The organism is Caulobacter sp. S45 (genome assembly GCF_009765965.1).
Classification (GTDB): Bacteria; Pseudomonadota; Alphaproteobacteria; order Caulobacterales; family Caulobacteraceae; genus CAHJWH01.
Genome location: NZ_LMUL01000017.1, coordinates 24,651 through 37,960, shown reverse-complemented (window position 1 = coordinate 37,960; position 13,310 = coordinate 24,651). Strand labels below are relative to the sequence as shown.

Here is a 13,310-nt window from a genome sequence, read left to right as displayed (position 1 = left end):
GGATCGGACCAAGTGAACACCGCCGAGAACATCCACGGGTCGATCCTCGATCTCGCCCGCTCCCGCCAGCCGGGAGACCGGGACCAGCTTCTGCTGGCCGTCGCCGACCTGTGCGAAAACGACGGCGGCTGCGACCAGCCCGACGTGCAGGCCGTCCTGAAGGACGTGTTCATGGGCCTGATCGGCGGGGTCGAGCGCGACATCCGCCGCCAGCTCGCCGAGAAACTGGCCGGCGCCACCTGGGCCCCCCACGAACTGATCGTCTACCTGGCGCGCGACGACGTTGAGATCGCCCGCCCGATCATCGCCCGCAGCCCCCTGCTCGAAGACCACGACCTGATCCGCCTACTGGTGGAAGCCAGCCTTGAGCATCACATCGAGGTGGCGCGCCGTCCGGGCCTAAGCGCCTCGGTGGTGGATGCGATCCTGGCCCAGGGCGAGGCCGACGTGCTGACCGCGCTGGGCGGCAACGAGACCGCCGAGCTCACCCCGCTGTCGATGGAGCGGCTGGTCTCCTTCTCCCAGACCATCGCCGGCCTTCGCGCCCCGCTGAGCCACCATCCGCGCCTCAGCACCGAGCTTGGGGCCATGCTCTACGCCTGGGTGGGCGAGACCATTCGGGCCGTGCTCGCGACCCGCTTCGAAGTGGACGGCGAAGCGTTCCGCGCGGCGGTGGATCATGCGGTCAAACACGCTCGGGGCGCGCCTGGGGAGGCCGCCAGCCTGGAGATGGACGAGCGCGTGGCCATGGATCACCGGGTGGTGGAAAAGCTGAAGGCCGGCGGCCAGCTTCGCCCCGGCCTGCTGTTGCGGGCGCTTCGCGAGAGCAAGCTGACCCTGTTTACGATCGCGCTGGCCAGCCTGGGAGAATTCTCCACTGAGGATGTACGCGTGGCGCTGGATGCGGAGCGCGCAGAGCCCCTGGCGCTGGCCTGCGCGGCGGTGGGCGTGGATCGCGGCGCCTTGCCGACCGTGCTCTCCCTGGTGCGTCAGCTCAACCATGGCCGCCCCGGCGTGGGCCAGACGCTGGCCGAGTTGATCCGCTTCACCTCCGATTACGACAAGGCCGGTGCGGCCGCCGCTTTCCGCGAACAGGCCGCCGGCCGCACCTGATCGCCGCCGACCTTAGCCAGGGTTTGACAAACCGCCGCAGGGTCGCCTTTGTGCGCCGAACAACTGTGTGGTCCGCGCCCCTTGTCGAGCAAGCCTCCCTTGAGCCACGCGGGCCCTCCCCGGTTGGCCTTCCTCGCCAGCGACCGACCGGAAGCCCAGGAAGCCAAGGCGCGGCTGGCCGCGCGCTACGGATCGCATTCCGTGGACGAAGCGGACGTCGTGGTCTCGCTCGGCGGCGACGGCTTCATGCTCGAGACCCTTCACCACTGCCTGCGGACCACCCAGTCGATCTATGGCATGAACCGCGGATCGGTCGGTTTCCTGATGAACGACTACCTGGAAGAGGGGCTGCTGGAGCGGATCGACGCCGCCGAGCGCGCCGTCATCCATCCGCTGATGATGACCGCCTCCGACATCGCCGGGGAAGTCCATCATGGCCTGGCGATCAACGAGGTCTCTCTGCTGCGCCAGACCCGCCAGACCGCCAAGCTGCGGGTGTCGATCGACGACAAGGTGCGGATGGAGGAGTTGGTCTGCGACGGGGTGCTGATCTCCACGCCTGCGGGCTCCACGGCCTACAACCTGTCGGCCCACGGCCCGATCATCCCGCTGGACGCGCGGGTGCTGGCGCTGACGCCGATCAGTGCGTTCCGGCCGAGGCGCTGGCGCGGGGCCCTGCTGTCGCACAAGGCCCACGTCTGCATCGAAGTGCTGGAGTCCGACAAGCGCCCGGTCAGCGCGGTGGCCGACAACTTCGAGGTGCGCCGCGTGCAGAAGGTGGAAATCGTGGAAAACCGCGAAATCCATCTGACCATGCTGTTCGACGCCGGCCGCAGCCTTGAGGAACGTGTGCTGGCGGAGCAGTTCCAGAGCTGACTGGCGCAACAAAATCCCGGAGACGTCGCGAAACCTCGGCGTCCGGACGATTTCGCCGACCCGTCCCCTAAGAACGCGCCGCAAAGACAATCTTTCTTAAGCAAGTTCGGCGAAGTTGGATGGCGAGCGCTTGAACAAGAGATATTCCATGTCCAATCCGAGCCAGCCGGGCAATACGGGGCAGGTTTTTGCGCCCCCTACCGCTCTGCGCGACCGCCTGGGTCCGCGCTTCGGCAAGATCAATCTCGACGCCATCGCCAAGGCGGAAGCGGCGCTGAAAGGGCTGTCGTCCCAGTTCGGCCAATGGCTGCAGGACGAGATCAACAAGCTGGAAGCCGCCCGCCAGGCTATCCGTACCGAAGGGCTCAGCCAGGCCACCGTCGACAAGCTCTATGGTCACGCCCATGATCTGAAGGGGCTGGGGACGACCTACGAGTATCCGATCGTCACCCGCATCGCCGCATCGCTGTGCAAGCTGCTGGGCGAGGGTGAAACCCGCGCCCGCGCGCCGATGCCGCTGGTGAACGCCCATGTCGACGCCATCCACGCCGCCGTCCGCGACCAGGTGAAGGACAGCGACAATCCCGTGGGCGCGGCCCTGGTCGGCGAGCTCGAACGCCACACCAACGACTATCTGACGGCCGTCCGCGGGTCCTGAATCACGCCATAGCCGGCGTCGGCCCGGATGGTCATCACCGTCCGCCCATCGCGCACTTCCGCCTGAGGCCGCACCGGCAGGATGGTGCGCGCACGCGCCGCCACCACCGCCTGCTCCGCGGTGAGGCTCTCCGCCAGCAGGCCGAGATTGGCGCGGGTGGGGAACAACAGACTTCGCCCACCGAGCCGCGCCGCTTCCGTCATCGCCTGAACACCTGCCCAGTCCAGGCTGGCGAATTCGTGCGTCGCGACCGGTTCGGCGCACGCGTCGGACGCCACGGCGATGAAGAACCAAGTGTCGAACCGATACCGCTGCTCTAGCGGCGTGACCCAGCGCGCGAACGGCGTCAGCGCCGCCACATCCGGCCAAAGACCAAGCTCGTCCAGCACGACCGAGAAGTCCGTCTCGCCCGAGGCCACGTTTTCGCGCGCGATGGCGAGGTCACGCGGCGCCACGTCGGGGGTATATCCAGGCGCCGCATGCGCCAGCAGAACGCCGGTCTCCTCGAAGGTCTCCCGAATCGCCGCGATCCGCAGCGCCAGCAGGTCGTCGCCCTCCAGCGGTGCAACCCGATCCCGCCACACGGGGTCCGCGTCCTGCGCCTCGACCTTGCCGCCGGGAAAGACCAGCGCGCCAGGGAAGGCCTTGGCGGTGAGGGGGCGCTCGCCCATCAGCACCTGAAGCTCGGGGGCGTCGCGGACCAGGATCACGCTGGCCGCCGGGATCGCAGGCGTCTGGTCTGTGGACATGGGCGGCGCGCGCCCCTTCGGAGCTGACGGGGGGGGTTAGGCGCCCACCTTAACGTCCAACGTCGGGCCGAGAAACCGACAAGCGCCTGGAACCGTCTCGCATCGTCAGGCCGCGATCGTCCGCTTGGCGGCTTCGGCGGCGCGGCGATCGCGAAGGCCGAGGCTGTCCATCCGCTCCACCAGATAGTCCACGTCGGCCGGCGGCGAGACAGTCGCCGCGCCGGTCAGGAAGCGCTCCAGCATCCGCTGCTGGAAGCGCGGCAGGTCGAGCTCGCCATCTTCCTGCTGCAGGGCCTGGTAGGTGTCGATCCCGGCGCGAAAGGCCGGATAAAGGTTGGACGGCAGCACGGCGCGCTCGTAGAGCGCCTTGAGGCCCAGCGGCCCGCCGTCGTGCACCATCAGCCAGACCCGGTGATGCGGCAGGTCCGCGAGATCGGCCAGGGCCCATTCCAGGAACGCGATATTGCCGTGCGCCAGCGCGCGCAGCAGCAGCGACGGCGTCAGCTTGTCCGCGGCGCGCAGATGGGCGACGAAGGTTTCCAGATCCGAGATGTGGGCCGCCTGCTCGACGAGGTCCACCGTGGCGCGCTCGCGGGCGCCGATGGCGATGGTGAGCGCGGTCTCGGGCGAGATCGCGTGGTGGTCCACCAGGCGCTGGCGCACCTGATCGCTGACCAGGCTGACCAGCTTCTCGGAGATAGAGGCCGGCAGCATCTTGCGATAGGCCAGCGCCAAGGCCATGGCCTCGCTGCGGTTGAACCGCGCCAGGGCCTGCTTCATCGCCGCTTCGGTGAAATGGGCGTTGTCGTTGGCGAAGGCGGTTCTCAGCGCCTCTTCGCCAGCGTGGAGCGCCAACGCGTCGGTAACCATTTCCGACAGGGTCGCACGCTTGGCCACGGCCAGCCGCTTGAGCTCGTCGCTCACCCGCACGATCTCGGCCAGGTCCTCGTCGGTGAACGCAGGCGAGAAGCTCAGGATCGGCAGGGCGACGCTCTCAACGTCGCGGGCCAACCTCACCGCCACGTCGCGCGGCAACAGCGGGGAGGTCTTCAGCGTCACGGCCAGGGCGCGGCGCACCAGTTCGGCGGCGTCGAACGCCATCAGCCGCAGCACCTCGCCCGCGGCTTCGCGCTCCTCGTCGGGAACGCCCGCCTCGATGCGTCGGCAAAGCTTGTGAGCGGCCAGGGCGCGCTCATCTGGCGTTTCGCCACGAACCAGCGCCCGGATATCGGTTTCGTTCAGCCCGGTACGCACGACGGACATCCCCTCCCTAGCGGATTGGACCGCAGTGTGAGCCGTCAAGCTTAATGGGGCATTTACTCAACCCGACGGTGGGTCCGCGCCTCGGACAACAGGCTCAGCATCTCCGAGGAGAACATCGAATTGACCGGCGAACCGCCGCCGCTGTCGTGATCGCTGAGGATGAAGTTGACCAGCATCTCCTCCTCCTTCAGCCGCTCGGTGTGCGCGGCCCCGGCGTAGGCGGTGAAGGCGCCCTCGCCCGGATCGTTGGCCGCCGCCATCTGCACCGCCACGTCGCCGCCCGTGCGGCTGAGATTGGCGTAGACCTCGGCCACGGTCAGGGCGCGGCCCGAATGGTAGAACACGCCATGGTTGGCGCCCGCCGCGTCGGGCAACAGGGTCGCGGCAGTCACGTTGGGATTGCGGTTGTAGGCTTCGATCAGCCGGGCCGAACCCTGCGGCCCCAGGAAATGGGCGGCGTAGAGTTCTCCGCCGGTGGGTTCGCGTCCGACCCGCCCGCGTAGATAGGCCGCGTGATCCGACGCCAGCTCTCCCGCCATAGTCGCGGCCGCATGCGGATCGTAGCGCAGGTCCATGATCGTCTTGCGCGCCTCGGCGCCCTGGGGGACGAAGAACCGCCCATCGGCGCCCTGGGAGATCAGGTCGGCGTAGCGGGCGTAGCCATGGGCCGGGCCGTGCCGCTTGAGGGTCGACAGCCAGGTCTGCTCAACGAACTGGAACAGGCCGGCGGCCGAGGAGGTGGAGGCGTGGGCGCCGGCGTCGAATCCGCTTTCACGCCGAGCCGTGCGCATCAGGAAGCCGAAATCGACGCCCGTTGCGGAGGCCGCGCGCTTGATCGCTTGCTCGACCCCGCCGAGCCCTCCGATCTGGCCGATATCCATAGGCAGGATTTGCCGGGTGTACGGTTAACGTCGGTTTAATTTGCCGGGTCGGCGACTTAACTTCCCTTGCGCGTGGGCTCGGCCGTGAAAACGGAAGCTTCGATCTCGCCAGCCCGTGCGTTAGAGACATTTCGACCATAACAAAGGCCGCCTATCGATGACCGACACCCCCGAAAACACTTTGCTGATGACCCTGGAGAGCGGCCCCGTCGTCATCCGCCTACGACCCGATCTGGCCCCCGGCCACGTGGCCCGCATCACCGAGCTGGCCAATGACGGCTTCTATGACGGCGTGGTGTTCCACCGGGTGATCCCCGGCTTCATGGCCCAGGGCGGCGATCCCACCGGGACCGGCAGCGGCGGCTCCGACAAACCCAACCTGAAGGCCGAGTTCTCCAGCGAGCCTCACGTGCGCGGCGTCTGCTCGATGGCGCGGACCAACAGCCCGAACACGGCCAACAGCCAGTTCTTCATCTGCTTCGACGACGCCGGCTTCCTCGACAACCAGTACACGGTGTGGGGCGAGGTGATCGAAGGGATGGATCACGTGGACGCGCTGCCCAAGGGCGAGCCGCCGCGCACGCCGGGCAAGATCGTCTCGATGCGCACCCAGGACAAAGCTTAGCTCTAGAGCTGAAAATGAAATGGCGGCGGCCCTTAGGCCGCCGCCACAAGATCGAGCCCCGCCCGCCATCACCGGCTGATTCCGGTAGGCCCATGACGGTGACTGCAGGGCCTTCGGATCGAACCGAAGACCCATGCCCCTATGCGCTGGTCAAAATCGCAGACCAGCGTGCCCGTAAAGGCTCATTCCCTCGTGGCAGGCCGCCATCACGTTTCGTAATACGCCAAGCAACAGCGTTATCATCGCCGTCTCCTGTTCGTTTCCTCACACCGCATCTAACGTGCGATCTCAATCCAACCAGGGAAACACGCTTCCCGTTGCGCGGCAATAGCCGTTTCGTTGATTAGACGATCCCGTCCAACACCCCCGCGAAGACTTGGACATCTTCGGCAGGAGAGTAAAACTGGACCGCCACGTACAGTTTTACGCATCCGTTTTTCTAGGTGAAAACCGATAGGTCGCCATCGTGTCGTGCGGCCAAGCATGCGCATTGACTCGTGCGCCTGCGTGAGTATGTTCCCCGCCTCTATTTTACCGGCCCGGCATCGCTCGGTTGGCCGGCGCTCGGAGCTACGCCATGGCCAAACCGGCTTCCATCAAGATCCGCCTGAACTCGTCGGCGGACACCGGCTTCTTCTATGTCACCAAGAAGAACGCCCGCACCAAGACCGAAAAGATGGTGCTGAAGAAGTACGATCCCGTCGTGCGCAAGCACGTCGAGTTCCGCGAAGGCAAGATCAAGTAGGCGTTCGCCGGCTTCGACGGACGAACACGCCCGGCCTCGGCCGGGCGTTTTTCGTTTGATCGCCAGTGGCTTGCGCATCGGAGGTACGCTAAGCGTCTCGCCCGATGTCACTTTAAGCCTTGAGGTCGATCCATGATCGCGACCCTGATCGCCGCCCTCGCGGCGACGGCGCCGGCCGCGCCCGTGCAACTGGCTGTTCCAGCCGGCGCGGTCCTGGCCCTCCGGGCTGAGGGCCGGGGCGTCCAGACCTATGCCTGCGAGCAGCCCGCCGACAGTCCCGGCCAGTACGGCTGGCGCTTCGTCGCGCCCCAGGCCACCCTGCTCGACGCGGGGGGTAAAGCGATCGGCCGCCACTACGCCGGCCCGACCTGGGAAGCGGCGGACGGCGGCAAGGTCGTCGGCGAGGTCCGCGCCAAGGCGGCCAGCCCCGACGCCGCATCCATCGACTGGCTGCTGCTGTCGGCGAAGGCCACCAGCGGCCCCGGCCTGTTTGCGCGTGTGGTCTTTGTCCAGCGCCTGAACACCGCCGGCGGCCAGGCTCCCACGAAAACCTGCAACGGCGATAACCTCGGCGATCAGATCCGCGTGCCCTACTCCGCCGAGTACGACTTCTACACCCCTGCCGAGAAGTAGGCGCCCGCCAAAATACACGTTCCGGCGGATCGAAAGTTGCAGTCACGCTTTTTAACGCGGGGGCTGTGATGAGCGCGGCGCGCACCGATCCGTCCCCGATATCCAGTACTCGCTGGCGGAGCCGGCGTCATTCCGGGGTGGGACATGGGATTGTTGATGCTGGCGCCGATCGTGCTGCCGATCATTGTCGTTGTCGTGATGATACTGGTGTTCGTGCCGCTGATCCGCCGCACCATGGGCAACGCCAAGCTGCTGAAGAGCGGTGCGCCGGGGATGGCTCGCGTGCTGCGGGCGTCGCAGACCGGCGTCACCGTCAACGACCGGCCCCAGATGCGCATAGAACTTGAGGTGATCCAGGGCGGTCCACCCCGGCAGGCGACCGCGGTCCAAATCCTGGACCTGGGCTCCATTCCCCGGCCCGGCGATATCGTCAACATCGTCTACGACCCGGCCGACCTCAGCAAGGCCAGGCTGACTTCCGGCGTCGTCGCGGACACCTTCGCCAACCTCCCGCCGGCCTTCGCCAACATGGCGGCGCAGGCGCTCGCCGGCCAGGCCCAGGCCATGGCGGCGTTCCAGACCATGGGCGGCTCGACCGCCGGCGCGGCGCAGGCCCCCACGCCGCCACCCGCATTGAAGGGGGAACTCGGCGTAGGCGAAGTGATCTCGACCTCCTCGATCACCGGTTCCCCTGTCGTCAGCCTGGAGCTGGACGCGATCGGCGCGCCGAAACGACGGGTGACCGCCGACGCGATCCCGGGTCAGAGCCTGGACGCCGGCGACCGGGTCTATGTGCAGATCGATCCCAACGACCGTTCCGCCGTGACGATCCTGCCCCCCTCCATGACCGGCGGCCAGACCTTGCCGCGCGGGATGAACCGGCTCGACGCCCTGGTGCTCGGGCCACAAATCCTCAAGGCCGGGGCCAAGGCGAAGGCGGTGGTGAAGGCGGCCGAGCACATAGCGATGGGCGAGCCGGTCCTGGCCGCCCGCGGCTTCAGCAAGTGGAAGCTGGAGCTGGAGGTGACGCCCGAGCGGGGCTGGCCCTACCGCACGGAATTGACCACCAGCCTGTCGTCGCCCGAGAAGGCGGCCCGCATCGCTCACGTCGGTGCGGAGTTTCCCGTGCGCTATGACCCGGAAGATCAGAAGACCGTGGCCATCGACTCCATCGCGCTTGGCTACGGCGACCCGTACGAATCGATCAAGTCGATGGTCAATTTCGCCAACTGAAGGCGAACCGGGACCGGCCGAGAGGCGTCACGCCGCGCGCGCGATCACCGTGTTGCGGCCCTTGGCCTTGGCCTCGTAGACGGCTTCGTCGGAGCGCTTGAGCAGGGCTTCGGGCGTATCGCCTTCGCCTAACGTGCAGGCGACGCCCACCGAGATGGTCACGTGCATCAGGTCTTCCACGCCCGCGACGTGGAAGGGCGAGCCAGACACGTGCAGACGCAGGCGCTCGGCGACGATCTCGGCGGCGGCCAGCGGCGTGTCGGGCATGACCACCACGAACTCCTCGCCGCCCGTGCGGCACGGCAGGTCGATGGCGCGGACGTTGGTGGCGAGCCGCACGGCGAACTCGCGCAGCACCTCGTCGCCCACATCGTGGCCGAAGCTGTCGTTGATGCGCTTGAAGTGGTCGATGTCCACCAGCAGCGTCGCCACCGGATCGCCGCCCAGCGCCGCGCGCCGCACCAGACCCGAAAGCTGGCCGTTCATGTAGCGGCGGTTGTGCAGGCCGGTCAGCGGATCGGTGACCGCCAGTTCCAGGCTGTTGTCCAGGTTGTTGCGCAGGAAGTCGGTGTAGCGCTTCTGCCGGATCAGGGTGCGCGCGCGGGCGGACAGTTCCTCCGGATCGATCGGTTTGGCGATCAGATCGTTGACCCCGATCTCCAGCCCCTTCAGCGCCCGTTGCCGATCGGTCGGTTCGTAGACGATCAAGATCGGTAGATGGCGTGTGCTTTCGTCCGAACGGACCTGGGCGGCCAGGCGCAAACCATCGAAGCTGCTGGAAGCGATATTGACGATCAGCAGGTCCGCCCGGCCCCGCGCCGCCATCAGGGCGCGTTCGGGATCGGCCTCGATGACGGGACGATGCTCCGCCGCAAGCTCGTCGGCGATGCGGCGGCCTTGGCGCTCGTGGTCGTCGGCGATGATGATCCGGCCACCGCCGCCGCCGAGCCGGCTGGCGACGTCCTCGATCACGCCGATCCGCCGCCCGGACGCTTCGCGCTGGCGCAGTTCGTCGATCACCAGCTTCAACCGGGTCAGGCTGCGCACGCGGGCGAACAGGGCCACGTCGTCGATCGGCTTGTTGAGGAAGTCGTCCGCGCCGGCCTTGAGCCCGGTCAGGCGGTCCTGGCGACCGTCGAGCGCTGTGACCAGCACCACGGGGATATGGCGGGTGGCGGAATCGGCCTTCAGCCGGCGGCAGACCTCGAACCCGTCCAGGCCTGGCATCATGACGTCGAGCAGGATGATGTCGGGATGAATCTCGGCGGCGGCGGCGAGCGCGCTCGGGCCGTCATGGGCGCTGAAGACGTCGTAGTATTCGGCCGTCAGCTTGGCTTCCAGCAGGCGGACATTGGCCTCGATATCGTCGACAACCAGGATGCGCGCGGACATGGCTTGCTCCTTATCCCAGGAACCGCCGGACCGTGTCGAGGAAGTAGCCGACCGAGATCGGCTTGGAGATGTAGGCCTCGCATCCGCCTTGGCGGATACGTTCCTCGTCGCCCTTCATGGCGAAGGCGGTGACGGCGATGACCGGGATATGCGCCAGCTCACGGTCCTCCTTCAGCCACTTGGTGACTTCCAGGCCCGATATCTCCGGCAACTGAATGTCCATCAATATCAGGTCGGGGCGGTGCTCGCGCGCCAGCGACAGGGCCGACAGGCCCTCGCGGGTCTGCAGCGTGTCGTAGCCCTGTGCGTCCAGCAGATCGTGGAAGAGCTTCATATTGAGCTCGTTGTCTTCCACGATGAGGACCTTTTTCGCCGTCATCGACACCAACGTCCCGCCCTTATGACGACGGGAGTGTCCGTCGCACTTTGTGCAGGCTCATATGGCATGCATATCCTTAAACCGGGGTTAGCTACCCGAAGAAGTTGAGCCCTGAAAAATCAATGACTTGGTAACTTCTTGGGTCGGGCGCAGGCTTAACCAAGCTGTCATCGCAGCCTATCCGAGGCCTTCAGGTCGGGGATCGCCATTCGCAGACACGCCGCGCAGGACGAACTCTCGGGGGATGCGACGACAGCCCAGATCGAGGCGCCTGCACCTTTCCTGCCCACGACTATCGACCACAAGCTGGACAGCCGCGGCGGGCTTGGGTCAGATGCCGGACGCTGGAAGTACGGGGGACGTGGCTGGCCGTGTCGAATTTCAGGATCGCGCCGACGATGGCGCTGGTATTGGGCCTGTTTGTCGCGGGATGCGCCACCGAGCCGCCGCCACCGCCCAAGACCGCCGAGGCCCACAAGCCCAAGCCGCTGCCGCCCGGACTTGACCCCTTCGTCAATCCCGATCCCTTCCCCTCCACCTACCGACCGCTGCCCTCCGTCCCCACCGCCATCGTCAACGCCCACATCCTCACCGCCGCCGGTCGTGAGATCGAGCGCGGGACCGTGGTCATGGCCGAGGGCAAGGTCGTAGCCGTCGGCCCCGACGTCCAGGCGCCCGCCGGCGCCCAGGTGATCGACGCCAACGGTCGTTGGGTCACGCCCGGGATCATCGACCCCCATTCCCATTTGGGCGTCTACCCCTCGCCCGCCGTACCCGCCCTGTCGGACGGCAACGAGGCGACGGACCCCAACACCGCCCAGGTCTGGGCCGAGCACTCGGTCTGGCCGCAAGACCCCGGTTTCGGCCACGCCCTGGCCGGCGGCGTGACCACGCTGGAAATCCTCCCCGGTTCGGCCAACCTGTTCGGCGGTCGTTCGGTGGTGCTGAAAAACGTCGCCGCCACCACCGCCCAGGCGATGAAGTTCCCCGGCGCGCCCTACGACCTCAAGATGGCCTGCGGCGAGAACCCCAAGCGGGTCTACGGCTCCAAGGGCCGATCGCCCGCGACCCTGATGGGCAACGTCGCCGGTTATCGCGCCGGCTGGATCAAGGCGCGCGAGTACCTGCGCAAGTGGGACGACTACAAGGACAAGATCGGCCGCGGCGAGAAGGCCGAGGCGCCAGCCCGCGACCTGCAGCTCGACACCCTGGCCGGCGTGCTGCGCGGCGAGATCCGCATCCAGAACCATTGCTACCGCGCCGACGAGATGGCGCAGATGATCGACATCTCCCACGAGTTCGGCTTCCACATCGCCGCCTTCCACCACGCATCCGAGAGCTACAAGATCGCCGATCTACTGAAGCGCGAGGGCATCTGCTCGGTGACCTGGACCACCTGGTTCGGCTTCAAGATGGAGTCCTACGACGGCATCGAAGAGAACGTGGCCATGCTCCAGCACGCCGGAGCCTGCGCCACCCTCTCGTCGGACGACGAGAACCTGATCCAGCATCTCAACGTCGAGGCCGCCCTCGCGATGGGGGCCGGCAACCGCGCCGGACTGGGCATAACCCGCGACCAGGCCTTCGCCTGGATCAGCCTCAACCCCGCCAAGGCGCTCGGCATCGCCGACAAGACCGGCTCGCTGGAGCCCGGCAAGATGGCCGACGTGGTGCTGTGGAGCCGCGACCCGTTCAGCGTCTACGCCACACCCGACAAGGTGTTCATCGACGGCGGCCTCGCCTACGACGCGCACGACCGGCGTTATCAACCCCAATCCGACTTCATGCTCGGCCAGCCCGGCCAGGACGCCGCCGTTTCGGGAGCGCGCTGAGATGAACCGCAATCTGCTCATCGCGCTGGCCGCGAGCGTCGCCACCGCAGCTATCGCCGGCGCCGCGACCGCCCAGACCCTGGCGATCACCAACGCCCATATCTACAGCCTGGGTCCGGCCGGCGAGATCGCCTCGGGGACCGTGCTGGTCTCGGGCGGCAAGATTACCGGCGTCGGAGCCTCGCTTCCGGTGCCGGCCGGCGCCCGCGTGATCGACGCCCACGGCCAGATCGTGACGCCCGGACTGATCGCCTCCAACACCGCGCTGGCCACCGCCGACGTGGCCGACGGGGTGACGGCGGCCAATGACGACTCCACCGCCAGCGACAGGCTGAGCGCCGCCTTCGATATCCAGTACGCGATCAACCCGGCCTCGCTGCTGATCCCGATCGTGCGGCTCGGCGGCGTCACCGACGCCATCGTCACCCCCGACATGCCCCATGACCGCGCCGGCGCCCGCAAGGACATGCTGTTCGCCGGCCAGGCGGCGGTGATCCATCTCGGCCAGGGTCCCGACCTGATCCGCAAGGACCACGCCGGCATGATCCTGGTGATGGGCGAGGAGGGCGCGCACCTGGCCGGCGGGTCGCGTGCGGCGGAGTTCGTGCTGCTGCGCGCCATGTTCGAGGACGTGCGCACCTACGCCAAGAACAAGGCCGCCTACGATCATGGCCAGAGCCGCGCCTACAGCCTGTCGCGCGAGGACATGGAGGCGCTGATCCCGGTCGTCGAGGGGCGCGAGCCCCTGGTGGTCAGCGTCCACCGCGCCAACGACATCCATCAGCTGCTCAAGCTCGCCCGCGAGGAGAAGCTGAAGCTGATCCTGGAAAGCGCGGAAGAGGGCTGGATGGTCGCCCCCGAGATCGCCGCCGCCCATGTGCCGGTGCTGCTCAACGCCGGCGCCGACCTGCCCAACAGCTTCGAGGAACTT

At 67.3% G+C, this 13,310-nt stretch carries 14 protein-coding genes; 9 read left to right on the top strand and 5 right to left on the bottom strand.

All coding sequences use genetic code 11. From position 1 onward, the window contains the following. The first annotated feature begins 12 nt into the window (after nucleotides 1–12). The 3 genes from GSQ87_RS19945 to GSQ87_RS19935 all read left to right on the top strand — a co-directional run bounded on the left by GSQ87_RS19945 (nucleotide 13) and on the right by GSQ87_RS19935 (nucleotide 2,647). Nucleotides 13–1,113: a DUF2336 domain-containing protein gene (locus tag GSQ87_RS19945; RefSeq protein WP_158918031.1), complete on the top strand. Its 1,101-nt coding sequence runs from the start codon at nucleotides 13–15 to the stop codon at nucleotides 1,111–1,113. 99 nt (nucleotides 1,114–1,212) lie between these two features. After that, nucleotides 1,213–1,989 (top strand): NAD kinase, encoded by a 777-nt coding sequence (locus GSQ87_RS19940; RefSeq protein WP_216839501.1) that lies wholly within the window; start codon nucleotides 1,213–1,215, stop codon nucleotides 1,987–1,989. Between the two features lie 148 nt (nucleotides 1,990–2,137). Next, nucleotides 2,138–2,647: an Hpt domain-containing protein gene (locus GSQ87_RS19935; RefSeq protein ID WP_158918029.1), complete on the top strand. Its 510-nt coding sequence runs from the start codon at nucleotides 2,138–2,140 to the stop codon at nucleotides 2,645–2,647. On the opposite strand, the gene GSQ87_RS19930 is transcribed toward GSQ87_RS19935, so the two are convergent. From GSQ87_RS19930 to GSQ87_RS19920, 3 genes are all read right to left on the bottom strand, one after another. Beyond that, entirely contained in the window at nucleotides 2,620–3,396 is a 777-nt protein-coding gene (locus tag GSQ87_RS19930) for an NUDIX domain-containing protein (RefSeq protein ID WP_158918027.1), read from the bottom strand. The two genes, GSQ87_RS19935 and GSQ87_RS19930, sit on opposite strands and share 28 nt — an antisense overlap. Nucleotides 3,397–3,501: 105 nt before the next feature. Beyond that, complete coding sequence (locus tag GSQ87_RS19925; RefSeq protein ID WP_158918025.1) at nucleotides 3,502–4,659, bottom strand: DUF2336 domain-containing protein; 1,158 nt, start codon at nucleotides 4,657–4,659, stop codon at nucleotides 3,502–3,504. A gap of 53 nt (nucleotides 4,660–4,712) precedes the next feature. Continuing rightward, on the bottom strand, nucleotides 4,713–5,540 hold the full coding sequence (locus GSQ87_RS19920) for a transglycosylase SLT domain-containing protein (protein ID WP_158918023.1): 828 nt from the start codon (nucleotides 5,538–5,540) through the stop codon (nucleotides 4,713–4,715). 157 nt (nucleotides 5,541–5,697) lie between these two features. Here GSQ87_RS19920 and GSQ87_RS19915 point away from each other — a divergent pair, with 157 nt between their 5' ends. From GSQ87_RS19915 to GSQ87_RS22580, 4 genes are all read left to right on the top strand, one after another. Beyond that, a complete protein-coding gene (locus tag GSQ87_RS19915; protein ID WP_158918021.1) occupies nucleotides 5,698–6,165 on the top strand; it encodes a peptidylprolyl isomerase in 468 nt (155 codons plus the stop codon). 577 nt (nucleotides 6,166–6,742) lie between these two features. Then, nucleotides 6,743–6,910 (top strand): 50S ribosomal protein L33, encoded by a 168-nt coding sequence (gene rpmG, locus GSQ87_RS19910; RefSeq protein WP_158918019.1) that lies wholly within the window; start codon nucleotides 6,743–6,745, stop codon nucleotides 6,908–6,910. A gap of 132 nt (nucleotides 6,911–7,042) precedes the next feature. Continuing rightward, nucleotides 7,043–7,543, top strand: coding sequence for a DUF3455 domain-containing protein (locus tag GSQ87_RS19905; protein WP_158918017.1), 501 nt, complete (start codon nucleotides 7,043–7,045; stop codon nucleotides 7,541–7,543). 144 nt (nucleotides 7,544–7,687) lie between these two features. Further along, nucleotides 7,688–8,776: a hypothetical protein gene (locus GSQ87_RS22580; protein WP_216839499.1), complete on the top strand. Its 1,089-nt coding sequence runs from the start codon at nucleotides 7,688–7,690 to the stop codon at nucleotides 8,774–8,776. A 27-nt stretch (nucleotides 8,777–8,803) separates the two neighbouring features. Here the strand turns inward: GSQ87_RS22580 and GSQ87_RS19895 are convergent, their stop codons facing one another. Then, nucleotides 8,804–10,168: a PleD family two-component system response regulator gene (locus tag GSQ87_RS19895; RefSeq protein WP_158918015.1), complete on the bottom strand. Its 1,365-nt coding sequence runs from the start codon at nucleotides 10,166–10,168 to the stop codon at nucleotides 8,804–8,806. 10 nt (nucleotides 10,169–10,178) lie between these two features. Continuing rightward, entirely contained in the window at nucleotides 10,179–10,547 is a 369-nt protein-coding gene (locus tag GSQ87_RS19890) for a response regulator (protein WP_158918013.1), read from the bottom strand. A 398-nt stretch (nucleotides 10,548–10,945) separates the two neighbouring features. Between GSQ87_RS19890 and GSQ87_RS19885 the strand changes: the two genes are divergently transcribed. Together GSQ87_RS19885 and GSQ87_RS19880 are read left to right on the top strand one after the other, a co-directional pair. Beyond that, nucleotides 10,946–12,379, top strand: coding sequence for an amidohydrolase (locus tag GSQ87_RS19885; RefSeq protein WP_158918011.1), 1,434 nt, complete (start codon nucleotides 10,946–10,948; stop codon nucleotides 12,377–12,379). A 1-nt stretch (nucleotide 12,380) separates the two neighbouring features. Then, on the top strand, nucleotides 12,381–13,310 hold a 930-nt coding region (locus GSQ87_RS19880; RefSeq protein WP_158918009.1), incomplete at its 3' end, for an imidazolonepropionase.

What these genes read in the sequence shown, in the direction of transcription:
- GSQ87_RS19890 (WP_158918013.1), bottom strand. Translation starts at nt 10,547, where the DNA reads ATGACGGCGAAAAAGGTCCTCATCGTGGAAGACAACGAGCTCAATATG.
- GSQ87_RS19935 (WP_158918029.1), top strand. Translation starts at nt 2,138, where the DNA reads ATGTCCAATCCGAGCCAGCCGGGCAATACGGGGCAGGTTTTTGCGCCC.
- GSQ87_RS19920 (WP_158918023.1), bottom strand. Translation starts at nt 5,540, where the DNA reads ATGGATATCGGCCAGATCGGAGGGCTCGGCGGGGTCGAGCAAGCGATC.
- GSQ87_RS19930 (WP_158918027.1), bottom strand. Translation starts at nt 3,396, where the DNA reads ATGTCCACAGACCAGACGCCTGCGATCCCGGCGGCCAGCGTGATCCTG.
- GSQ87_RS19895 (WP_158918015.1), bottom strand. Translation starts at nt 10,168, where the DNA reads ATGTCCGCGCGCATCCTGGTTGTCGACGATATCGAGGCCAATGTCCGC.
- GSQ87_RS19925 (WP_158918025.1), bottom strand. Translation starts at nt 4,659, where the DNA reads ATGTCCGTCGTGCGTACCGGGCTGAACGAAACCGATATCCGGGCGCTG.
- GSQ87_RS19885 (WP_158918011.1), top strand. Translation starts at nt 10,946, where the DNA reads ATGGCGCTGGTATTGGGCCTGTTTGTCGCGGGATGCGCCACCGAGCCG.
- GSQ87_RS19905 (WP_158918017.1), top strand. Translation starts at nt 7,043, where the DNA reads ATGATCGCGACCCTGATCGCCGCCCTCGCGGCGACGGCGCCGGCCGCG.
- rpmG (WP_158918019.1), top strand. Translation starts at nt 6,743, where the DNA reads ATGGCCAAACCGGCTTCCATCAAGATCCGCCTGAACTCGTCGGCGGAC.
- GSQ87_RS19915 (WP_158918021.1), top strand. Translation starts at nt 5,698, where the DNA reads ATGACCGACACCCCCGAAAACACTTTGCTGATGACCCTGGAGAGCGGC.
- GSQ87_RS22580 (WP_216839499.1), top strand. Translation starts at nt 7,688, where the DNA reads ATGGGATTGTTGATGCTGGCGCCGATCGTGCTGCCGATCATTGTCGTT.